At 64.1% G+C, this 21,414-nt stretch carries 20 protein-coding genes; 6 read left to right on the top strand and 14 right to left on the bottom strand.

The genetic code is table 11. From position 1 onward, the window contains the following. Window positions 1-4: 4 nt before the first annotated feature. Window positions 5-430 carry a hypothetical protein gene (locus L8F45_RS14450; protein WP_342358582.1) on the bottom strand — a complete coding sequence of 142 codons (426 nt, stop codon included), beginning with the start codon at window positions 428-430 and terminating at the stop codon, window positions 5-7. A 388-nt stretch (window positions 431-818) separates the two neighbouring features. Between L8F45_RS14450 and L8F45_RS14445 the strand changes: the two genes are divergently transcribed. Together L8F45_RS14445 and L8F45_RS14440 are read left to right on the top strand one after the other, a co-directional pair. Beyond that, window positions 819-1,547, top strand: a complete 729-nt coding sequence (locus L8F45_RS14445) for a response regulator (protein WP_342358581.1) — start codon at window positions 819-821, stop codon at window positions 1,545-1,547. Between the two features lie 159 nt (window positions 1,548-1,706). Next, complete coding sequence (locus L8F45_RS14440; protein WP_342358580.1) at window positions 1,707-2,078, top strand: hypothetical protein; 372 nt, start codon at window positions 1,707-1,709, stop codon at window positions 2,076-2,078. A gap of 9 nt (window positions 2,079-2,087) precedes the next feature. On the opposite strand, the gene L8F45_RS14435 is transcribed toward L8F45_RS14440, so the two are convergent. The 4 genes from L8F45_RS14435 to L8F45_RS14420 form a co-directional block, all read right to left on the bottom strand. After that, window positions 2,088-2,438, bottom strand: coding sequence for a response regulator (locus L8F45_RS14435; RefSeq protein ID WP_342358579.1), 351 nt, complete (start codon window positions 2,436-2,438; stop codon window positions 2,088-2,090). Between the two features lie 378 nt (window positions 2,439-2,816). Next, window positions 2,817-3,818 (bottom strand): helix-turn-helix transcriptional regulator, encoded by a 1,002-nt coding sequence (locus L8F45_RS14430; RefSeq protein ID WP_342358578.1) that lies wholly within the window; start codon window positions 3,816-3,818, stop codon window positions 2,817-2,819. A 415-nt stretch (window positions 3,819-4,233) separates the two neighbouring features. Continuing rightward, on the bottom strand, window positions 4,234-4,590 hold the full coding sequence (locus L8F45_RS14425; protein ID WP_342358577.1) for a hypothetical protein: 357 nt from the start codon (window positions 4,588-4,590) through the stop codon (window positions 4,234-4,236). A 50-nt stretch (window positions 4,591-4,640) separates the two neighbouring features. Further along, window positions 4,641-4,865 (bottom strand): hypothetical protein, encoded by a 225-nt coding sequence (locus L8F45_RS14420; protein WP_342358576.1) that lies wholly within the window; start codon window positions 4,863-4,865, stop codon window positions 4,641-4,643. A 230-nt stretch (window positions 4,866-5,095) separates the two neighbouring features. Between L8F45_RS14420 and L8F45_RS14415 the strand changes: the two genes are divergently transcribed. The 4 genes from L8F45_RS14415 to fhuF all read left to right on the top strand — a co-directional run bounded on the left by L8F45_RS14415 (window position 5,096) and on the right by fhuF (window position 11,979). Then, window positions 5,096-7,354, top strand: a complete 2,259-nt coding sequence (locus L8F45_RS14415) for a transporter substrate-binding protein (protein ID WP_342358575.1) — start codon at window positions 5,096-5,098, stop codon at window positions 7,352-7,354. A 514-nt stretch (window positions 7,355-7,868) separates the two neighbouring features. Then, window positions 7,869-9,974 carry a TonB-dependent siderophore receptor gene (locus L8F45_RS14410; protein ID WP_342358574.1) on the top strand — a complete coding sequence of 702 codons (2,106 nt, stop codon included), beginning with the start codon at window positions 7,869-7,871 and terminating at the stop codon, window positions 9,972-9,974. Then, window positions 9,971-11,239, top strand: coding sequence for an MFS transporter (locus L8F45_RS14405; RefSeq protein ID WP_342358573.1), 1,269 nt, complete (start codon window positions 9,971-9,973; stop codon window positions 11,237-11,239). Before L8F45_RS14410 ends, L8F45_RS14405 begins: the two co-directional genes overlap by 4 nt. Next, on the top strand, window positions 11,236-11,979 hold the full coding sequence (fhuF, locus tag L8F45_RS14400) for a siderophore-iron reductase FhuF (RefSeq protein WP_342358572.1): 744 nt from the start codon (window positions 11,236-11,238) through the stop codon (window positions 11,977-11,979). The genes L8F45_RS14405 and fhuF overlap by 4 nt, the downstream gene beginning before the upstream one ends. A gap of 231 nt (window positions 11,980-12,210) precedes the next feature. On the opposite strand, the gene L8F45_RS14395 is transcribed toward fhuF, so the two are convergent. From L8F45_RS14395 to xdhC, 9 genes are all read right to left on the bottom strand, one after another. Further along, a complete protein-coding gene (locus L8F45_RS14395; protein WP_342358571.1) occupies window positions 12,211-12,999 on the bottom strand; it encodes a DUF930 domain-containing protein in 789 nt (262 codons plus the stop codon). A gap of 85 nt (window positions 13,000-13,084) precedes the next feature. Further along, window positions 13,085-13,855, bottom strand: coding sequence for an SDR family oxidoreductase (locus L8F45_RS14390; protein WP_342358570.1), 771 nt, complete (start codon window positions 13,853-13,855; stop codon window positions 13,085-13,087). 90 nt (window positions 13,856-13,945) lie between these two features. Next, complete coding sequence (locus L8F45_RS14385) at window positions 13,946-14,200, bottom strand: hypothetical protein (RefSeq protein WP_342358569.1); 255 nt, start codon at window positions 14,198-14,200, stop codon at window positions 13,946-13,948. An 81-nt stretch (window positions 14,201-14,281) separates the two neighbouring features. Then, on the bottom strand, window positions 14,282-15,388 hold the full coding sequence (locus tag L8F45_RS14380; RefSeq protein ID WP_342358568.1) for a GSU2403 family nucleotidyltransferase fold protein: 1,107 nt from the start codon (window positions 15,386-15,388) through the stop codon (window positions 14,282-14,284). 236 nt (window positions 15,389-15,624) lie between these two features. Further along, window positions 15,625-16,704: a BMP family ABC transporter substrate-binding protein gene (locus tag L8F45_RS14375; RefSeq protein WP_342358567.1), complete on the bottom strand. Its 1,080-nt coding sequence runs from the start codon at window positions 16,702-16,704 to the stop codon at window positions 15,625-15,627. Between the two features lie 32 nt (window positions 16,705-16,736). After that, entirely contained in the window at window positions 16,737-17,657 is a 921-nt protein-coding gene (locus L8F45_RS14370) for an ABC transporter permease (RefSeq protein WP_342358566.1), read from the bottom strand. Window positions 17,658-17,958: 301 nt separating this feature from the next. Continuing rightward, complete coding sequence (locus L8F45_RS14365) at window positions 17,959-19,032, bottom strand: ABC transporter permease (protein ID WP_342358565.1); 1,074 nt, start codon at window positions 19,030-19,032, stop codon at window positions 17,959-17,961. Beyond that, window positions 19,019-20,584, bottom strand: a complete 1,566-nt coding sequence (locus L8F45_RS14360) for an ABC transporter ATP-binding protein (protein ID WP_342358564.1) — start codon at window positions 20,582-20,584, stop codon at window positions 19,019-19,021. Before L8F45_RS14360 ends, L8F45_RS14365 begins: the two co-directional genes overlap by 14 nt. Next, complete coding sequence (xdhC, locus tag L8F45_RS14355) at window positions 20,568-21,413, bottom strand: xanthine dehydrogenase accessory protein XdhC (RefSeq protein ID WP_342358563.1); 846 nt, start codon at window positions 21,411-21,413, stop codon at window positions 20,568-20,570. The genes L8F45_RS14360 and xdhC overlap by 17 nt, the downstream gene beginning before the upstream one ends. Between the last annotated feature and the right edge of the window lies 1 nt (window position 21,414).

Here is a 21,414-nt window from a genome sequence, read left to right as displayed (position 1 = left end):
GATTTCAGTTCCGGGCGACGCGCGGGGTTGGCTGGGAGGCCGTGGCGGCGACGGGCTTGATGGAAACGGTGGAAACGTCGCGGGCGATGACGCGAACCGGGCGGCGGTTCGATGCGCCGTCGGCCGGCGTCAGGCATTCGGCGGGAACGTCCGGCCAGGAGAAGCCCTTACAGTCGAGCGCGGCGATCTGCTGCGCGGTCTGGTCAGGCCGCGCGCCGGTCAGGCCGTGGGCCATGCGGATGCGGGCCATGGCTTCCGACTGGGTGGCGGGCTGGGCGGCGCCGGGAAGGCGGGTCGCGATCTTGCCCTGGCTGGTGAGGGCCGGGCCCTCGACCTGCGGGCGGGCGGAAAAGGCGGGCTCGATCATGGCCAGCGCGGCGAAGGAGGCCAGCGCGGAAAAGCCGAGGATCGCTTTCGAAACCGTTTTCATCACCGTCTCCCTGGCGCTTGTTGGTCGCCATCTCTGATGGGACCGTTCTAGACATCAGCTCCTTCGTCCCGATGTCGCGCGCTCTCCTATCTTGTTTCTCTTGCGATCCGATTGTTTCGTCGGTTCGCGCTTGAAGAAACAAATTGAATTTTTAAAAACCAATTCAAACGCTGCGGATTTCCCCGGCGGCGGCGTCATTGCGGCCTTGCGCACGGGCGGCCGTCCGCGCAAAGCAATTGAGCGCGCATTGTCGAGTCCGATAGGTGCGCTGCAGCACTTTCGGGGAGGCCCGTCGGCTTTCTGTTGGCGGCCGGGGGACTTGCATTGACCCATGGGATTCGCGCCGCCATCATCCTCCGAGGGGCGGCCAGGACGTTTTGAGGGCTTTATGAGCGGCGGAACGCCGGCCGGGGGAGCCACGCCGGCCATCGTGGTGGTCGAGGACGACGCGTTTCAGCGCGACGCCGTTGTCGAGTACCTCACCAAACAGGGATTCAAGGTGACCGGCGTCGAAGGCGGCGCGGGGCTGCGGCGCATCGCCGAGCGGACGATGCCCGACCTCGTGATCCTCGATGTCAGCCTGCCCGGCGAGGACGGCTTCGTGCTCGCCCGCTATCTCCGCGAGCGCAGCTCCAAGGTCGGCGTCATCATGCTGACCGCCAGCGCTGACACGGTCGACCGGGTGATCGGGCTTGAGTCCGGCGCCGACGACTATGTCACCAAGCCCTTCAATGCCCGCGAGCTTCTGGCCCGGGTGAAGAGCGTGCTGCGCCGCGCCAGCAAGTCCGGCCCCCAGCCCAAGCTCGATCGCGTTCGCATGGGCTCCGGCACGCTCGATCTGACGCGTCGCGTGCTTATCGACGCCGACGGCGTCGAGCAGACGCTGGCGGCAAGCGAATTCGACCTGCTGAAACTGTTCGCCGACAATCCCAATCGTCCGCTGGCGCGTGACTGGCTGCTCGAAAGCACCAGCCATCGCGATCTCGAAGCGTTCGATCGCGCCATCGATCTCCGCATCCTTCGCTTGCGCCGCAAGATCGAGAAGGATCCGAGCCATCCCGAAGCGATCCGCACGGTGCGCGGCATCGGCTATATGTTCGTCCCGCCGAGCGATTGAGCGGACGCAGGCGCTAGAGCATGGCGCGAAAAAGTGGGAACCGGTTTTTCCGCGACGAACGCGAGCGTTCGCGCTGCAAGAGCCATGCTCTAGGTTTTGGGAATCGATCACGTTCCCGCATTTTAATTGATTCAATCAAAATGCGGCGGGATCTAAGCGATGCAAGATGACGAGAAGGCGCTGGAGGCTGAGCCTGCGGCGCCGGAGCAGATCGATCCTACTTTCCGCAGCGGATCGCTGACCGCGATCAGCCTGCTGCTCGGTTTCTCCCTGAGCTTCCTCACGCGTTGGGCCGGCGCTCCCGGAAATTGGGCGTCATATGATTACGTCGCCCTGGCCGCGATCACGATTGGCATCATCCTCCAGCTTGCCGCCGTCATCATGCTGATGTCGGTGAATTCGCTCATCAAGGCGAATTACGAGAAGATGACCCGCCTTTTCATGATCGGGCTCGTCCTCGTCGTCGTTGGCGTGCTGATTGCCGTCTTCGCCGATATCGTAGGCGGCGCGCCGAAGCTGCTCGCATCCTGAGCGCGGCGCTCACGTCGCGCCGCGCATCCGCCTGGAATAGGCGATGTCGATCTTCTCACGCAGCATCTTCGCGCTGAATGGTTTGGCGATGAAGCCGTCGACGTCGGCTTCGAGCGCGGTCGCGACGTCGGCGGCGCTCGGCGCCGCGCCAATCATGATGAAGGGCGTGCGCGCAAGACCCGCATCCTCGCGGACGGCGCGGAGCAGCTCTTGCCCCGACATTCCAGACATCTGCAAATCGCAGATAATGAGCGCGTAGTGGCGACGCTTCGCCATCCGCAACGCAACCTCTCCATCCCGCGCGTCATCGACTTCGGTGAAGCCGAGCATGGCGAGCAGATTGTGAAGAATCCTGATCATCACCGAATAATCATCGACGATCAGAATCGGCGCGTCCTGACAGATCCTGGCGCGAGCGTCGAATGCGTCTGCGGCATGGGAATGAATCTCACTCTGCTCGTCGCCCCGAGCGACCTGTGCTGGCTCCGTCCCCATCGTCTTCCATGTGATATCCGCCTCGCAAGCGGAAGTGTTTGCTCGATCAGGCGACGTCAACGTGAAATCTTCGTCGCGGCGCAAGCGCGCGGCGGTCTGCTCATTTGCGCCATCATGTCGCGAGGCGCCTGATATCCATGACGAATGTTCGTTCAGCCATTCTCTCATGCGGATTGTAAACGCGGTCGCGCGCGCTCCCGGCTGCATAGCATTCGTGCTGCGGTCGTTAGCTCTCATCGCGCTTCAATCATCCTTCTTTCGCGTCAACGTCGCGCCCGGCGTTTCCGAAGGCGCGTAGCCGAACAGTTCGCCATAGGCGCGCGTGAAAGCGGAATGGCTGGCGTAGCCGACCGCTTCGCACGCTTCGCTGATCGACATGGCGCCGGCCGAGATGCGATTATGCGCCCACTCAAGACGAAGGCGCCGCAGATATTCATGCGGCGTCATGCCGAACATCTCGCGAAATCCGTCGTTCAGCTTGTTGCGGTTGAGGCCGAGTCGTTGCGCCAGTTCGCGCAGGCTTGGCGGGCAGCGCATCTCGCGCCGATATATCAAAGCGGCCGTTTCGATCCGCGTCTGCTCGCGCCGCGCCGCCGGAACGCGGAAATTATTGGCGGGCTTGTCGATCAGATTGACATAGGTGACGGCTTCGCAAACCATTTCGATGATCTTGGCGCGCAGATAGGTCGATCGCATCGGCTCCGCGAACCGGCAGTCGAGCACCTGATCCATCGCGATCCATGACCAGGGTGGAAGCGGCACCTCCATAGAAAAATCGACGCTCTCGTCGCCCTGACGGAGCGCGCGGAAATCGTCGGGAAAGCGGTCGAAATCGAGACCGAACCGTTCGATCAGACATTCCTGATCGATAAAGACGGTAAGGCCTCCGAGCTTTTGATGCGGTTCCTGCGCCGTATGCTGCGCGATCGACTCCGCGGCGATCGTCATTCGCGCCATCGCGGGCTTCGTCGAATAGAGCTGCGGGCCAAGCTGGATCGAATAGCCGCCGTCTCTGACGAAGGTGAAGGAGACATGCTTGCGCCTGATCGTTCGCAGGCGATAGGGCGCATGGATGTCGTGATCGAAGATGCTTGCGATCACGCCGTCCTCGATGCGGCGATATTCGCTGGTCCTGGACGAAACGACTTGGTCGAGCGACCCACGGACCTGTTGGAATGAGAGGACTTCTTCAGTTCTTAGCCCGTGAAGAAGGTCCTTGAGATCGACTTCAAAACTCTGCGTCATATGTTGCGCGACTGCACCCCCTGCGACCGCTTGCGTCTCGTCGCCCCTGAGACAACGCGATCATCCATCAAGTAAACCAAATGGAGGCTGAACAGCGCTACGAGTTTTATGAGCGCGTGAAAGACAAAAGCGGTTTGAACGCGTTTGGATGAGCGCCGGAGGCGCTTCGGCAAAGAAAACGTGACGTGGCGCCAATCAACGTCGATGCGTAAAACCGGTTCGGAGTCGCGCGGCAATGAACATATTTGGCATGCCTGTCCGAATCGCATGCGTGCGGGCCGACAAATCAGACATGGCGCCGGCCTCGGGCCCTTGCGAATTATTGAAACGCGTTTGCGCAAAATGGAACGAAAAGGCCGGCGACGCCTCGCAGCGTCGCCGGCCGCCTTGATCCGGTTCGTTAGGTGAGGCGTTTCTAACGAACCGGAACAAGCGTCTCGCGGCCGACGCCCTGCGTGTCGGCGAGAGTCCAGAGGCCCTGCATCGAGCCGTCATTCATGACCTGATAGATCACCAGGCCGATTTTTCCGCGGAGCGAATAGGCGGCGGTGAAGGCGTTGTTGTTGCGCATGCAAATGCCTTCCGAAACGCCACCGGTATTCCAGACGATCCGGCAGGTGTTCTGCGACGTCGCCGTGATCTGCGCCGTGCCGCGATAGGCGGAGCCGTCGAGATTGGCGCCGACGACGTCGTAGCGTCCGCCGATCGACTGCGCCTGCGCGGCGCCGAGCGACATGATCGCGAATGCGGCGCTGAACATCATGGTGCGCATCTCAATTCCTTTCAGGAGCAGAGCGGAAGGAAGAATGTGGAGCGGTCTCGTCAGCTTCTCACGCCGTAGCCGGGCAGGGCGCGTTCGTTCGCGACGACGGCGCCGCTGTCGCAGGCGGAGAGGCCGGCGCAGGCGAGCGTGATGGTCGCCGACGCGAACAGCGATCCGATGAGCAGGATGGCGATGAAGGCGCTGAGCAGCGTCTGGCCGCGCGTGACGCCAAGCGTCGGCATGAAAACGTTTGCGGGCGCTTTCTGGCTGAGCGTGATGGACATCCTCGCCTCCCTCGCGCGGCGCTCTCTGGAAGCGCCCTGTTCGACGGAGGCAAGCTAGCGTCGGACGCCTTCGCCAAGATGTCGCGACGCTGGGGAAAGCGTATCGAGTGTAACGTTTTGTTTCGCCGCGGGCGGCTTCGCGAAACATGGCCGCCGGCGGCGCCATTCTTGCTCCTGTTTGCTCGTCCTCGTTTTGCGCCCTCCCGCCATCGATATTCTTCCGGCGAACAGTGCCCGCTTTTGATTCGCCCCTGTTTTCACTCGGCTGCTTCGCCCTTGGCTTTGCTCTCGCTGCAGCCGTCGCATTCGCCGCCGGCCGCGTCTGGCTGAAACGCATCGACGCGCTGGTCGCCGCCGCGGGAGCGATCGCGCGGCAGGATCGGTTCGTCCGCATCCCCTATCAGGCAAGGTCAGGCGCGCTCGGCGATCTCGCGCGGGGCCTGAGCCTGCTGCGCGAGCAGGTCGTGCGCGCCGATACGCTGGCGGTCGAGGAAAAGGCCGCTCACGACCAGCGGCGGACGATCCAGAGCGCGCAATCCTGGTTCATCCGCGAACTCGAGCAGGCGACCGGCGGCACGATCGACGACCTCGCCAACGCCGCGGACATGCTGCGCGTCACCGCCGTCCAGATGACGAAACAGGCCGACGAGACGCTGCAGCGCTCAACCGAAAGCTCCAATATGGCCGGCGTCGCGGCCGCCAGCATGAGCAGCGTGGCCGCCGCGGCCAACCAGCTCACCCTGATGGTCGACCGTTTGCGCGATGAGATCGACTCCGCCCGGAAGACCTCGGGCGCGGCCGTCGGCTCGATCGTGACGACCGATGAGACTGTGCAGGAGCTGGCCATCGGCGCCCAGCGCATCGGCCGGATCATCGCACTGATCGACTCGATCGCGCGCCAGACCAAGCTGCTCGCGCTCAACGCCACCATCGAGGCGCAGCGCGGCGGCGAGGCGGGGCAGGGCTTCGCCGTGGTTGCGACCGAGGTGCGCAATCTCTCGACCCAGACCGGCGAGGCGACCGCCAATATCCGCGCCGACATCGACCGCACCAACCATGCGGTCGCTGACGCGGTCGCCGCCCTCAGCGGCGCCGGTGAAGCCATCCGCTCGATCGAGCGCGTGACGGCGGAGCTGAGCGCGCTGATATCGGAGGGCGCTCAGGCCGCGAACCAGATCAGCCGTCACGCCGATGAGGTGGCGGCGAGCGTCCACAGCATGTCGGGCCACGCAGCGGCGGTGACGCGCTCCTCGTCCGAGACGCGCCACGCCGCCGAACATCTTGAGGCCGCCGCCGATCGCCTGACCGCGCAATCCGCCTCGCTGCGCGACAGCGTGTCCGGCTTCCTCCGCAACATCCAGGGCGGCGCGATCCGCATCGGCGTGTTGCATTCGCTCTCCGGCACCATGGCGAGCGCCGAGCGGCCGTTGAAGGACCTGCTGGTGATGCTGGTCGACGACGTCAATCGCAGCGGCGGCCTGCTTGGCCGTCCGCTCGAACTCGTCATCGTCAACACCAGGTCGGACTGGTCGTCCTACGGGCCCCTTTCGCGCAAGCTTCTTACCGAGGACAAGGTCGCCGCGATCTTCGGCTGCTGGACCTCGATCAGCCGCAAGGAGGCGCTGCCCGTCATCGAGGAATGCGACGGGCTGCTCTTCTATCCCATTCAGTATGAGGGGCAGGAGCAATCGCCGAATATCTTCTATACTGGCGCGACGCCGAACCAGCAGGCCATTCCCGCCGTGGATTTTCTCATGAGTCCGCAGGGCGGAGGTTTCCGCCGCTTCGCGATGATCGGGACCGACTACATCTATCCCCAGACGACCCATCGCATCCTCATCGGCTATCTCAAGCAGAAGGGACTTGTCGACGACGATCTCTCCGCCGAGCTCACGCCCTTCGGCCATGAGGATTGGGAGCCTGTCGTCGGCCGCATCAAACGCTTTGCGAAAGGCGGCCGCACGGCGATCATCTCGACTGTCAATGGCGACGCCAACGCCTTCTTCTTTCGCGAACTCGCCCGCCAGCGCGTCAGCGCAAGCGACGTTCCGGCGATGGCGTTCTCGATCGGCGAGAACGAGGCGGCCGCGCTCGATTCAGGCCTGCTCGCGGGGCATTATGTCGCCTGGAGCTATTTGCAGAGCCTCGACACCGCGGAGAATCGCAGCTTCCGCGAACGCTGGAGCGCCCATACCGGCGACGCGAATGCGATCACCGATGATCCCATGGAGGCGACCTGGATCGGCTTTAACATGTGGCGCGAGGCGGCGACGCGCGCCGGCTCGGTCGATGTCGCGGCCGTGCGCGCCGCGCTGGTGGGACAGAGACTGCGCGCGCCGAGCGGCGTCGATGTGATCATGGACGCCAATCATCACCTGCATAAGCCGCTGGCGATCGGACGCGTGACGAAGTCTGGCGCGATCGAAATCGTTTCGAAGCAGACGACGCCGATCGCGCCGCAGCCTTTCAGCCCCTATCTCGCGGCGTGAGGGGCGCGCCGCTCTTCGCGCTGAAACAGCGAACCGCGAGCCTCAGATTCGAAGAAGAATAATCCTAAAGTGTGTTGAGTTTCTTCGCTCGTCGCTCCGCGGATTCTTGCGCTGGGCCCCGGTCTCCATTCCGCTCCGGCTTCACCGTCGCTTCATGGAACCGGGGACGGAGACAGCTTCGATAGCGACGATTGAAGCTGTCTCCGTCCCCGGAACGGTGGAGCGCAACGAAGTGAAGCGGAACCGTGTCCGGGGCCCAGCGCAAGACTCCGCGAAGCGACGATATTTCCTGATCATAGGGCTCTCTCTCGTATTCCAAATCAACTTCTGGAAAATCAAATCTGAAATTCTGGATTCCGGCAAACGAAAAAACCCTCGCCAAATCTGGAGCGATTCAAAACAGAAATATTATATCTGATCGCGCAATTTCAACTTCGAAAAATTCAAAACTAAAAAAATTGACGGACAATAATTCATGCTGATAGCGGCGCGTGTCTGCGTTCGGAATCGCGTCGTGACTCTCCGTCTTCTTCTTCTCGCCTCATCTTCCCTGCTTCTCGCGTCGCAAGCCGCGCTGGCGCAAACAGGCGCTGCGCGCGCGCAATCAACCGATGAAATCATTGTCGAAGGGCAGAAAGGAAGCGGCGCGCCGGGCGTGATCTCGACCAACGGCTATGTCGCGACGTCCGGTCGCAGCACGATGAAGACCGACACGCCTTTGCTTGAGACGCCGCAATCAGTGTCGACGGTCACGCAGAAGCAGATCGAGGAGCGCAAGCCGCAAACGCTGATCGAAGCGCTGTCCTATACGCCCGGCGCGCGCGTCGGAACTTACGGATTCGATCCGCGCTATGACGCTTTCACCATTCGCGGCGTCGACGTCACCTATACCGGCGTGTTCCGCGACGGGTTGCGACAGGTGAACAGCCCGAACGGATTGTTCCGCCTCGAACCCTACGGAATCGAAGCGATCTCCGTGCTGAGAGGGCCTGCCGCATCCATCTATGGCGCGAGCAGCACCGGCGGCGTCATCGATCTCATTTCGAAGCGCCCGACCGAGACGCCGTTCCGCGAGATCGAATTGCAGACCGGCTCCTTCGGCCGTCTTCAGGGCGCGTTCGATCTCTCGGGGCCGGCCAATCCTGAGGGAACGCTGCTCTATCGCCTGACCGGCCTTGCGCGCGACGCGAAGGCCGAGATCAGCGCGATCAAGGATGATCGCGTCTTCATCGCGCCGGCGCTGACCTGGAAGCCGAACGAGACGACGAAACTCACCGTGCTTGGCGAATATATGGATTCGACCACCGGCGGCACAGCAGCCTACATCAACCAGTACGCGCCTTACGTCGATCGTCAGGGCGCCGTGCTTTCCAAGTCGATCGGCGCGACCAAAGTGTTCGGCGGCGACGGCCGCTACAACGACTTCAACCAGAAGCAGGGCCGCATCGGCTACGAGTTCGAACATCAGTTCAGCGAGATGTTCACGCTGCGCCAGCGCGCGCGTTATTCCGCGCTGAGCACGAACCAGGAATATGTCTTCGCCGGCTATCCCGGCCTCGTGCGCGAAAGCAATGAAGGCTTCGTCGTCGACACGATGCTGGAGACGCGCCTGCGCATCGGCGACGTCAAGCACACCATTCTCACCGGTGTCGATTTCAGCCGCCTGACTTACGAGTCGAAGGAAGGCTATGGCGGAACCGTCGGCGTCGACCCCGATATTTCGGTTCGTTCGCGCCAGACGCAGACGATGACCGGCGTCTATGCGCAGGATCAGATGAGCTGGGGGCCGTGGCGCCTTGCCACCGGCGCGCGTTACGATTGGCTGCGCAGCAAGTTCGGAACCGGCGCCGCGACCGGCGACCTCACGGACTACAAAAGCAGCGAAGGCAAGTTCACCGGCCGCGCCGCGCTGAGCTACGTCACTGACTTCGGCCTCGCGCCCTATGTCAGCTACGGAACCTCCTTCACGCCCAATCCCGGCGCGATCCTCGGCGGCTCCGTCGCCGCGCCGACGACAGGCGAGCAGACTGAAATCGGCGTGAAATACGATATTCCCGGCTACAACGCCTCGCTGCGCGCCGCCGTGTTCGACATGCGCCAGAAGAATGCTGTGGTCTATGAGGTCGTCGAAGGCATCAACCGCCAAGTGCAGCTCGACCTCCATTCCCAAGGCTTCGAGATCGAGGGCGTTGCGTCGCTCGCCAACGGCTGGAGCGCGCAGGCCTCTTACTCCTACAACGACGCGCGCATCACGCGCCTCACCGCGGAGACGGTCGGCAACCGCCTGTCGAGCATCCCCTATCACATGGCCTCGCTCTGGCTCGATTACGCCGTGCAGGGCGGCCCTGCGAAGGGTCTTGGGCTGGGCGGCGGCGTGCGCTATGTCGGCTCGAGCCTTGGCGACAATCTCGGCCGCGCCGTGCTCAACAATGAACCGCGCACGCTGCTCGACGCGTCCATCCGCTATGATCTCGAAAATCTCGACGCGCGGCTGAAGGGCGTGCGCGTGCAGTTGAGCGCGACGAACCTGCTCGACGAGGTGCGTCAGGTCTGCACATCAGGCTTCTGCTATTATGACGAAGGTCGCAAGATCATCGCCAGCCTGCGTTACCGCTGGTGAGCGCGGTCTCCGCGCGCATGGCTTCGGCGCGCGAATTCAGCGCGCCGACGGCCGTCGTCCTCTCTGTCGGCGGGCTCTATGTCGGCCAGAGCATCATCGGCGGATTGAGCTTCTTCGGTCTGCCGAGCGTGCTGCGCGAGCGCGGTCTGCCGCTCGACCGGATCGGGCTCATCTATCTCTCGATCCTGCCCTGGGCGCTGAAATTCCTGTGGTCGCCCGTCATCGAGCGTTATCGCTCGCCGAAGCAGGGCGTCAGCCGCTCGCGTGTGATCGTGCTCGTGGGCGGCGTCATCTCGGCGCTCGGCCTTTCCGCCGTCGCGTTCGCGGGCGTCGATCATCCCGCGCTGCTTGTAGGCTTCTTCATCCTGATCGCTTTCGCCGCCTCGACAGTCGACATCGCTTGCGATGGACACGCGGTCGAGGCGCTGTCGGAGAAGCATCACGGCTGGGGCAATGCGGCGCAGGTTGGCGGCGCCTATCTCGGTTCGGCGATTGGCTCCGGATTGTTTCTTGTGCTTGTCGAACTTTATGGCTGGCGCGCCGCGACTTTTGCGATGGCGGCGCTGCTGCTCGTTCTGGCGCTGCCCTTTCTGCTCTCGCAGCCGCGCCCGTCGCCCGGAGTTTCCGGCCATCAGCCGTCGCTGCGCAACGCGCTTCGCCGCGACGACATGCGGGCGGGGCTTGCACTCGCGGCCGTCTATGTCGTCGCGCAGAAATGGGGCCTGAGCATGCTGGGCCCGTTTCTCGTCGATTCCGGTCTCGATCTGACCTCGCTTGGAATGATCAATGGCGTCGGCGGCATGATTGTCGGCTTCCTCTGCGCGCTGGCCGGCGGCGCGTTGGTGCGCATCTTTGGCGCGCGAACGATCATGACGTTTGCGCTCGTTCTCCAGGCTCTTGCGCTCGCCGGACTCGCATTCGCTGCGTTGCGTGGCGGCTTTCCGCAGGCGGCGTTAGTCGCGCTGGCGATTGCGAGTTCATCCGGGCTGATGGCGTTCGGTTTCGTCGCGCTCTACGCGCAATTCATGGCGCTGGCGGATGCGCGGCAGGCTGGCGTCGATTTCACGCTGCTGCAATGCATGGACGCGCTCGTAAGCATGGCCGGCGGCGTTTGCGCCGGCTTCATCTCGCAGCATTTCGGCTATGGCGCTTGCTTCGCGCTTGCCGCCATCTTCGCTGCAATCGCCGCGCCGGCCGTCTGGCGCCTCGCCCGGCGCGCGGCGCAGGCGAGCGATCTGGCGCGCGACGAAGTCGCTGCGACGTGATCGCCTCGCTCGCGCCCTGCTTCGTCGGAAATCTCGCGTGCGCTGAGGACAGTCTTGCGCTGCCGGGCGAGCATGCCTCATCCGTGTCGGGCAGGGATCTGCTCTATGCCGACACGGCGAAGCAGATTCTTGTTCGCTATGGCGGCTTCTTTGGCGAAGCCGACTGGCGCGCGGTCGTGTCGATGTGGACGCAATGGCATTTCGGCGCGCTCATCATTCCGACGACGGCGGCCATCGTCATGCTGCGCCGTGGGCTACCGGTCGAACTCGATCGCATCGAGATCGCGCTCCATGAGAGAGGACGCACTGCGGCGGTGATCATCCCCGACGAGGGGAAGTGTTTCGATGACGAGGCAGGCCGGCATTTCGCGCGCCTGTTCGACGGCCATGTCGAGCCGCTGATCGACCATTTCTCCAGACATCTCGGCGTCTCGCAGCGCCTGCTCTGGTGCAACGCCGCTGCGATCTTTGAATGGACGTTGCGAGAGCTTCGCGAGATCGACGCGCCGCCGGCCGCGCTCCAGGCCGGCCAGGATTGTCTCGAACGTCGCGCAGGCGCGCGCGGGGAGCGCAATCCGATGTTCGCGCAGGTGAGATATCCCATTGAGAATGGCGCGCCGGTGCGGCGGCGGAAACTCTGCTGCCTGCGCTATCTCCTGCCCGGCGTCGCCGATTGCGGCGATCTCTGCCCCTTGCCGCTTGCGAATCGTAAACCTGCGGCGGCGATGAGCGGGAGTTGAAAAGTCATTCCGGAATGTCGCTTCGCGAGTCTTTCGCTGGGCCCCGGACACGGTTCCGCTCAACTTCGTTTCGCTTCACCGTTCCGGGGACGGAGAGAGCCTCTTTGTCGCAGTATGAAGCTGTCTCCGTCCCCGGATTCATGAAACGAGCGTCAGCGAGTGGAATGAAGTCCGGGGCCCAGCGAAAGACTCCGCGAAGCGGCGATATTTGAAATTCAAGCCACGTCAGCCCTAATGCAGCGGCGCGGGCTTCGCCGGCAGATTGCGCGATGACCATTCCGAACGCGGGATCGCATCGCCGACGAGATATTCAAAGCTGAGCACCGTCTTGCGATCGGCTGATGTGCGGCAGGTGAAGGAGAGATTGGTCCAGCCTTCGCGTCCATGCATCGCCGCGCCCTTGGCCACGATCACGTCGCGCCGGATCTGCGTGTCGGCCATGGCGTAGGCGATCACGCTGTCCGGCCTGATCTCGGGAAAGCGATCGCTGATCTGCGCCATCGCCTCGATGTTGCAGAGCTGCTCGATGCGGCCGTCATCGTCGAGCGACTTCAGAAAGGCGACCGAAGCGCGGCTGCGCGGCTGCGCGAGCACCGCGGCGGACATCATCGTCGTCGCGTGAATCGTTTCGTGGCGCGGCGTTGCGGGCGCCGGGGCCGGAGCGGGAGTCGGAGGCGTCGGAGCCGGCGTGGGAACGGGCGTCGCCGGAGCCGGGATCATGGCCGAGGGGGGCGGCGGAGCCGCAGGCGGGGAAGGGGCTGTGGGCCGGGGAGGGGCCGGAGGCGTCAGCGCCGCGAACTCGTCCGACGTGACGATTTCCACAGGGGTCGCTTCGGTCAACGGCTCCACTGTCTTCTCAGGCGCGAAAAGCAGCGCCGCCGCCACGAGCGCATGCAGCGCCGCCGAAATCGCCACTGCCCAGACCGGAGCGCGCGAGTCTCCCGATCTCTCGCCAAGCCAACCGGCGCCGGCCGGGCCGCCCGGCCCGGCTGACGATCCCGCTTCTACGGCTGACGTCACCTCAAAATCGCCCCTGCGGAGCTCCGCGAACCCCGGTTCCCGCTCCTGCCGGGCGATTGCGGCGATTTATGTCCCGATGTCCACCTTAGGTTCTGTTGATGGAGACGCCGCCATCGACCAGCATTGCGGCCCCGGTCATGAAGCTCGAGGCGTCCGAGGCGAGGAAGAGGGCGGCGCGGGCGATCTCGTCGGGCTGCGCCACGCGTTTGAGCGCATGTAAGCCCTCGATGAAGCTCCGCACCTCGGGGCCGGCGCCCGGCGCGTTCCACACCGCGATTGGCGTTTCCGTTCCGCCGGGAAGCAGCGCGTTGACGCGCACGCCGCGCGCGCCGCATTCGACGGCCAGCGTCTCGGTCAGGCCGATCAGTCCGGCTTTGCTCGCGGCATAGGCGCCCATGCCGGGCATCCCCGCGGTGTGGCCGACAAAGCTCGATGTGAAGATCAGCGAGCCGCCGCCGCGTGCAAGCAGCGCGGGAAGCTGATGACGCGCGGCGAAATAGGCGCTGGTGAGATTGGTCTCCAGCGTCTCGCGCCATTCCTCCAGGGAAAGCTCCGCGACCGGCTTCATGGCGCCGACGATGCCGGCATTGTTGAAGGCGATGTCGAGCCCGCCGAATTTTTCGATCGCAGTGCTCACGAGCGCCTGCGCATGCGCTTCATCGGTCACGTCGCCGGCGATCGCAATCGCTTCGCCATCCTGCGCGGCGATTTCTGAAACGAGCGCGTCGAGCGCGTCTTTACGCCGGCCGGAAAGAACGAGCTTCGCGCCTTCGCGCGCAAACAACAGAGCCGTTGCGCGGCCTATTCCCGAACTCGCGCCGGTGATGATGGCGACCTTTTTCTTGAGCGTGTTCATCAGAGCCTCCTCTCGCGTCGATCGCGATGTCGAGGCTCCTGTTCTCACGCGGGGCGCATCGGCCCCACCCGTTTCTTGCGATTCAGATCATCAAGCGGCTGAAGCATGTTGGACGGTGGAAGAGTCGCGGCGGCGCAGCAGCGCGCGCCCTTCCTCCGTCACGCGCACCATCGAGCGACCGCCCTCACTTACGCGCGTGACGAGCCCGCGATCATTCGCGTCCTCCCATACCGGCAGCCGTGGGCAGGAGGTGCGCCAGGCGTCCATCACGTCGGCGTAGGTGCGTTCGTCGCGATCGATCCATTCGATGAGGTCGAGCAATAGCGCATCATTGGAGTCGCGCATCGGACTCTCCGCGAGAAAGTTGCTGCTTCCTATAGCATCCTTCGCCGAGGGGGCGAAGCGCGGGCGCAAGGCTGATCGAGCCTAACGCTTGCGCGCTTTCTTCGCTGCCGCCGCTTTCGCCGGCGTTTTTTTCGTCCCGGCTACGCGAGCCGGGGCGCGACGGCGCGACAGCTTCTCGATTTCGGTTGCAAAACCGGCGGAAAGCCGTGTCTTGAGGCCGTGTTGCTCGTCAAGAAGAATCAGGCTCGACGTTATCGCCGCCGACCATTTCGGGCCGCGTGCGGCCGCTTCATTCATGATCGCCGCCAGCGCGTCAGGATTGTCGCGCGCCAACGCTTCGATCAACTCCGCCGCTTGCACGAGGTCTTTCGCGCGCTTGGCGCGATCGCGCTCGGGCTGGGCCGCAACAATCAGCTTGTGCGTGGCGTAGCGTTCCGGTTGCGGAATCCTGACGCGCACGCCGGAGCCATAGAGCGCGACCGCTGGCATGGCGTCCTCGATCAGAAATTCGAGATAGTGAAGCGGGGTGGCCGACGCTGCGATGTTCTTCACCGCGACGGGGTCCTCATCCCGGCGCGATCTGATTGGGGTAAGGATTTCTACTTCGAATCCGTTCGCCGCGCGAAAGCGCTTCGGCAGGGCGGATTTCTTCAGCTGATTTTGTGGAGCGAATGAAGGGTCGCCGCGCTGAAGGACGGTGGTCAGTTCCGCGTCGCCCCGAATGTCGATAATCGAAGCCACTGCGAAATTGGCGTCGTTCGTCATCATTCCCGCATTCGCAAGATGATGTCCGATGATGATCGGATACATCTGGAACGCAATTGTGCCGACCACGATGAGCCCGCTGTCGAAAAGCCCGGCGCGTTCAAGCGCCTCAAGAATCTGCCCGGTCTGCTTTGACGGGCCAGCGACCCCAGCGCGCTTGATCATCTGAACGATCTCGCGCCGTTGGTTGGAATCGCCGCGGGCGCGGCGGAGCGCAGCCGCTTTTTCGGCGGCGTCCGGGTCGTCGGCGGGGCCGAGATAGGTTTCGACTTGCGCCGAGCCGTGCTTTTCGCGGGCGTAGAGATATTTGCGGCCGCCGCGTCGGATGCGTGTTTTGACAGTTGCAGGGGTAAGTCCGCCGAAATCGGCCCGCTGGGCCAGTTCAGCGTACAGGGTGCGCGCGGACAGGCTGATCGCGATCATCAGGGCAGGATGACATGTTGCCCCCTGAAAAGCAATTTAAGGGGGCAACAATGTTGCCCCTGAAATCTGGAAATCAGGGGGCAACGCCTCAAGTTATCCCAGAGATTGCGATGTAATGGGATAACCGGCGTGGACGACGACTTGCCAGAGAAAAGCGCTGTCTCTCCGGCAAGGCTCCTCCCAACAAAAAGCCCGGCGTTACAGCCGGGCTTCAAGCCTTTCGAAGTCAGTGCGCTCTAAGCCTGCGCGCCCTCGACATACCAGTCCATCTTGTTCAGCGCCTCGTCGGTCGCCTTCTCGCCGGCCTTGAGGCGCTCGGCGCCCTTGTTGTCCTTGATCGGGCCGGTAAAGGGATGAAGCGCGCCGGACGCGATGTCGGTCTTCACCTTGTCTGCGGCGGCGCGCGCTTCCGGCGTCACCGCGTCGTTATAGGCGGAGATGTTGACGAAGCCTTCCTTGATGCCGCCCCACACATCGCCCGACGTCCACTTGCCTTCAAGCGCGAGCTTCACGCGCTCGACATAATAGCCGGACCAGTTGTCAACAATCGCGGTGAGATGCGCCTTCGGCGCGAAGCTCTTCATGTCGGAAGCCTGTCCGAAGGCGTAGACGCCGCGCTGCTCCGCCGCCTGCAGCGGCGCCGGCGAATCCGTGTGCTGGGTGATGATGTCGCAGCCCTGATCGATCAGCGCCTTTGCGGCGTCGGCCTCCTTCGCCGGATCGTACCAGGTCGAGGCCCAGATCACCTTCGTCTCGAATTTCGGATTGATCTTGCGCGCCGCCAGCGTGAACGCGTTGATGCCCATCACCACTTCCGGGATCGGGAAGGAGGCGACATAGCCGGCCTTGCCCGATTTCGACATCAGGCCGGCGATCGTGCCGATCACCGCGCGGCCTTCATAGAAGCGCGCGTTGTAGGTCGCGAGATTCTTGTCGCGCATATAGCCGGTGGCGTGCTCGAAATTCACATTCGGGAACGCCTTCGCCACTTTCGCCGTCTGCTGCATGAAGCCGAACGAGGTCGTGAAGATCAGCTTGTTTCCGCCCTGCGCGAGCTGGCGGATGACGCGCTCCGCGTCAGGGCCTTCAGCGACGTTCTCGACGAAGCTTGTCTTCACTTTCGCGCCGAACTCTTTTTCGACGGCGAGGCGTCCCTGATTGTGCATGTAGGACCAGCCGAAATCGCCGATCGGGCCGACATAGATGAAGCCGACGCCAAGCGGCGATTGAGCCGCGGCTTCGCCGCCGATGAGCGGCAAGGTCGCAGCGGCGCCTGCGCCTGCGATGAGCGTCCTGCGGTCGATGCGGTGTGACATGGAAGACCCCTCTCTGTTGAATTGAAGCGATATTAGGCGGCGGCGAATGGTTTGCCGAGGCAGGCGGGCGCCGATCCCTCGCCCGCCCGGCGCATGGAGATCAGCGTCAGCACGACCACGGTCGCGAGATAGGGGAGCATGGCGAGGAACTCCGGCGCAAGCCATGTCACGCCCATCGCCTTCGCCTGCAGCTCGAACGTCATGACCGCGCCGAACAGCCAGGCGCCGATCAGCAGCCGGCCCGGCTTCCATGAGGCGAAGACGACGAGCGCCAGCGCGATCCAGCCGCGGCCGGCGGTCAGGCGGTCGGCCCACATCGGCGTCAGCGCCAGCGAGAAATAGGCGCCCGCGATTCCGGCGAGCGCGCCGCCGAAAGCAGTCGCGGCGTAGCGGATCGCGAGCACGGGATAGCCGATCATATGCGCGGACGAATCCGCTTCGCCGACGGCGCGCAGGATGAGGCCGGGTCGCGTCGATTTCAGGAACCATCCGACGAGCGCCACCAGCGCGATCGCGCCATAGACGATGACGTCATAGCCGAAGACGACGCGCAGAATGGGATGATCAGACAGCGCGCTCGGGAACAGTGCGCCGAGCCGGCCGACCGTGCGGCCGACGAAGGGCTTGCCGATCAGCGAGGAGACGCCGACGCCGAAGATCGTCAGCGCCAGCCCCGTCGCCACCTGATTGGAAGTGAGGCTGAGCGCCAGCGCGGCGAAGATCATCGAAGCGATCACGCCGGCGATCATCGCGGCGAGAAAGCCGATCCAGAGCGAGCCTGTCGCTGCTGTCGCGGCGAAGCCCGCGACCGCGCCGCACAGCATCATGCCTTCGACGCCGAGATTGAGCACGCCCGATTTCTCGACCACGAGTTCGCCCAGCGCCGCAAGCAGAATCGGCGTCGCCGCGACCAGGATCGTCATGATGATGGAAATCATGATCGCGCTGGTCATGCGATGTGCGCCGGAATCTTCGAGACTGGCTCTCCCTCTCCCCCGGCGGGAGAGGAGGATGCGTCGTTCAACATTTCACAGGCGAGATGCCAATCGTTTCCCTCCCCCCGCGTAGCGGTGGGGAGGGTGAGGGTGGGGGGAATCGGAACATTCTCGCGCGCGGCGGAGGAGTCGTCGAAAGCATATCTCCTGAATCTTTCAACGTGCGGGCGACGCCCCCCACCCCTGCCCCTCCCCACCGCTGCGCGGGGGGAGGGAAAGCTAATCCCGATCGATCGCAGGCTCTCCGGAATTGTCATCTTCACGCCGCTCTCACATGCGAGCGCGCAACGACGATGCGGTAGCGGATCAGCACATCCACCGCGAGCAGGAAGAACAGCAGCATCGCCTGAAACACGCCGGCCGCCGCCTGCGGCAATCCGGCTGACGTTTGCGCCAGTTCGCCGCCGACATAGGTCACCGCCAGCACCAGCGCGCCGACGATGGCGCCGAGCGGATCAAGCCGCCCGAGAAAAGCGACGATGATCGCGGTGAATCCGTAGTTGGTCGGGAATTGCGGGACGAGCTGGCCGAACGGCCCGGCTGCTTCAAGCGCGCCGGCGAGGCCCGAGAGCGCGCCGCCAATCAGCAGCGACGCCCAGATCGTGCGGCTCTCGCTGAAGCCGGCATGGCGCGCCGCCGCCGGCGCGAGCCCGACCACGCGCACGCCATAGCCGAACAGGGTTTTCCCCATCACCACCCAGGCGATCAACGCGGCGATGATCGCGATGGCGACGCCGAGATGAATGACGGTTCCCTCCATCAACATCGGCAGCGTCTGGCTGTCGTTGAACATGCGCGTTTGCGGAAAATTGAATCCTTGCGGGTCCTTCCATGGCCCGCGCACGAGATAGTAGAGAAGTTGAATCGCGACATAGGTGAGCATCAGGCTCGACAGGATTTCGCTGACGCGCCAGCGCACGCGCAGCGCCGCGGGGATTGCGGCCCAAAGCGCGCCGCCGATCATCCCGGCGACCAGCATCAGCGGCAGGATCCAGAAGCCCGACATTTCCCAGGTCGCGAGCGCGACGCCGGTTCCGAAAATGCCGCCGAGCACATATTGCCCCTCGGCGCCGATGTTCCAGACATTGGCGCGAAAGCCGATGGAGAGGCCGGTCGCGATCAGGATCAGCGGCGCCGCCTTCACGAGAAGATCGGGCCAGCGCGTGGGATCGATCACGGGCGCGATCGCCATCTGCTCGATGGCGAGGCCGCCGGAATAGCCCATCAGCGTGAACAGCACGAAGCCGGCGATGAGCGTCAATGCGACAGCGATCACGGGCGCGAGCCCGCGCATCAGCGCGCTGGGTTCGCGGCGACGCTCAAGCCGCAGCATGCGCGGCCTCCGTGGGGGGATCACCGGCATGTTCACCATGCACGCCGCCCATGAGCAGGCCAAGCTCGTCGATCGATACGCCGCTCACATCAAGCGCGCGCGACAGCCGGCCTTCATTGATGACGGCGATGCGGTCGCAGAGCGTCAGCAACTCGTCGAGGTCCTGCGAGATCACGAGGATGGCGGAGCCGCGCGTCGCGAGATCGACCAGCGCCTGATGGATCGCGGCGGCGGCGCCGGCGTCGACGCCCCATGTCGGCTGCGACACCACGAGCACGTCGGGCGTCTGCAGGATTTCGCGGCCCATGATGAATTTCTGCAAATTGCCGCCGGAAAGACTGCGCGCCAGCGCGGAAAATCCGTTCGCCTTCACGCCGAAGCGCTCGATGATTTTGGCGGTGTAGCTTTCGGTCTTTCCGGCGCCGATGAAACCGCTGGCGACGAGCCCGATGCGCTGGCGCGCCGTGAGCACGGTGTTCTCCGCGAGCGAGAGATCGGGCACCGCGGCGTGGCCGTTGCGCTCTTCCGGCACGGCGCAGAGGCCGAGCTTGCGGCGCTGGTCGGGGCCGAGATCGCCGATCGGCTTGCCGTCGAGCGTGATCGTCGATGGAGCGCAGGGGATTTCGCCTGAGAGCGCCAGCAGCAACTCGCCCTGGCCATTGCCGGCGACGCCCGCAACGCCGAAAATCTCGCCCGATTTCACCGACAGCGAAATATTCTTTAGGCTCGCGCCGAAATGGCTTTCGGCGGTTTGCGAGAGATTGTTCACGGCAAAGCGCGGCTTCGCTTCCGCAGAAGCTGCGCGTTCGGCGCGCGTGACTGTCTTGAGTTCAGCGCCGATCATCAGTTCGGCCATGCGGCGCGTCGTCTCGATCTTCGGATCGCACTCTGCGACCTTCTTGCCGCCGCGCAGGATGGTGGCGCTGTCGCACAAAGTTTTGATCTCGCCGAGCTTGTGCGAGATATAGAGGATCGAGCATCCCTCGCGCGCGAGCTGTCGCAACGTATCGAACAGCCGCTCCGCCTCCTGCGGCGTCAGCACCGATGTCGGCTCGTCCATGATGAGGAGCTTTGGATTCTGCAGCAGGCAGCGCACGATCTCGATGCGCTGGCGTTCCCCGACCGAGAGCGTATGCACGGCGCGATGCGGATCGAGCGGAATGGAATAGGCGGACAGCACCTTCTCGACTTGGCGCTCGAGCTCCTTGCGGTCGATCGCATGATCGAAGCCAAGCGCGATATTCTCGATCACGGTCATCGGCTCGAACAGTGAGAAATGCTGAAACACCATGCCGATGCCGAGCTTGCGCGCCGCCTTGGGATTGGGGATCGAGACGCGTTCGCCCTGCCAGAAGATGTCGCCTTCGTCGGCCTGCTGCACGCCATAGATGATCTTGACCAGCGTCGATTTGCCGGCGCCGTTCTCGCCGATCAGCGCATGGATTTTGCCTGACGCGACGGAGAAGCTGATATCGTCGTTGGCGCGCACGCCGGGAAAACTCTTGCCGATGCCGGCGAGCGCGAGTCGCGGCGGTTCAGGCGGCCCGGCCATTCATGTCCCCCTCCGCCGACGCGCGTGACAGATGAACCGCGCGCACGATGTCGGCCGCCGTCAGGGCCGCGATGATCTCCGGCCTCTTGTCGCGCACGTCGCCGCCTCCGATCGGGCAGGTCAGCCGCTTCAGCGCCGCGCGCGTGCCGCCGCGCTGGATGAACCATTTCTCGAAGCGCGCGCGTTTGGTCTTCGAACCGATCATGCCGACATAAGCCGCATCGCCGCGCCGGAGCGCGGCGTCAGCAAGGCGATAGTCGAGCGCGTGGCTATGGGTGAGGATGACATAGGCCGCGTGCGGCGACGCTGACCTGATCGCATCTTCGGGATCGTCGAGGCGCTCGCAAGAGATGCTTGCGGGCAGATCATCGAACACGCCGTCGCGATCATCGATCAGCCGCGTCTGCGAAGGCAGCAGCGCCAGCATGCGCGCCAGCGCGCGGCCGGTATGGCCGGCGCCGAAGATCAGCGCTTCGGCGTCGCGCGCGAGCTCGGCTTCGTCGGCGCGCGCCAGCGCCGCAACATCGGCTTCATCAGCGATGCGCAGATGCACCAACACGCGACCACCGCAACACTGGCCGAGATGCGGCCCGAGCGGCAGGTCGATCGCGCGTTCGCTCTCGCCCGTCGCCATCATCTCGCGCGCCACATCGATCGCATGGAATTCAAGTTGGCCGCCGCCGATGGAGCCCAGCGCGTCGTTGGCTGTGACCAGCATGGTCGCGCCGGCCTCGCGCGGCGTCGAACCCACGGCTTCGTCGATGCGGATCATCATCACGCGTTCGCGCCGCTTGAGTTTTTCCGCGAGGAAGGGCGCGAGCGGTTTCACG

Origin of the sequence: Terrirubrum flagellatum, assembly GCF_022059845.1 — a bacterium.
Lineage (GTDB): Bacteria > Pseudomonadota > Alphaproteobacteria > Rhizobiales > Beijerinckiaceae > Terrirubrum > Terrirubrum flagellatum.
This window is presented reverse-complemented; position numbering and strand designations above follow the sequence as displayed.

Bases quoted from the DNA above. Each gene is read 5' to 3' on its own strand.
- L8F45_RS14420 (WP_342358576.1), bottom strand. From the start codon at position 4,865: ATGTCCATCACGCTCAGCCAGAAAGCGCCCGCAAACGTTTTCATGCCG.
- L8F45_RS14380 (WP_342358568.1), bottom strand. From the start codon at position 15,388: ATGATCGCGATCAGCCTGTCCGCGCGCACCCTGTACGCTGAACTGGCC.
- L8F45_RS14440 (WP_342358580.1), top strand. From the start codon at position 1,707: ATGCAAGATGACGAGAAGGCGCTGGAGGCTGAGCCTGCGGCGCCGGAG.
- L8F45_RS14365 (WP_342358565.1), bottom strand. From the start codon at position 19,032: ATGCTGCGGCTTGAGCGTCGCCGCGAACCCAGCGCGCTGATGCGCGGG.
- L8F45_RS14375 (WP_342358567.1), bottom strand. From the start codon at position 16,704: ATGTCACACCGCATCGACCGCAGGACGCTCATCGCAGGCGCAGGCGCC.
- L8F45_RS14385 (WP_342358569.1), bottom strand. From the start codon at position 14,200: ATGCGCGACTCCAATGATGCGCTATTGCTCGACCTCATCGAATGGATC.
- L8F45_RS14425 (WP_342358577.1), bottom strand. From the start codon at position 4,590: ATGCGCACCATGATGTTCAGCGCCGCATTCGCGATCATGTCGCTCGGC.
- L8F45_RS14360 (WP_342358564.1), bottom strand. From the start codon at position 20,584: ATGGCCGGGCCGCCTGAACCGCCGCGACTCGCGCTCGCCGGCATCGGC.
- L8F45_RS14435 (WP_342358579.1), bottom strand. From the start codon at position 2,438: ATGATCAGGATTCTTCACAATCTGCTCGCCATGCTCGGCTTCACCGAA.
- L8F45_RS14430 (WP_342358578.1), bottom strand. From the start codon at position 3,818: ATGACGCAGAGTTTTGAAGTCGATCTCAAGGACCTTCTTCACGGGCTA.
- L8F45_RS14390 (WP_342358570.1), bottom strand. From the start codon at position 13,855: ATGAACACGCTCAAGAAAAAGGTCGCCATCATCACCGGCGCGAGTTCG.
- L8F45_RS14445 (WP_342358581.1), top strand. From the start codon at position 819: ATGAGCGGCGGAACGCCGGCCGGGGGAGCCACGCCGGCCATCGTGGTG.
- L8F45_RS14370 (WP_342358566.1), bottom strand. From the start codon at position 17,657: ATGACCAGCGCGATCATGATTTCCATCATCATGACGATCCTGGTCGCG.
- L8F45_RS14450 (WP_342358582.1), bottom strand. From the start codon at position 430: ATGAAAACGGTTTCGAAAGCGATCCTCGGCTTTTCCGCGCTGGCCTCC.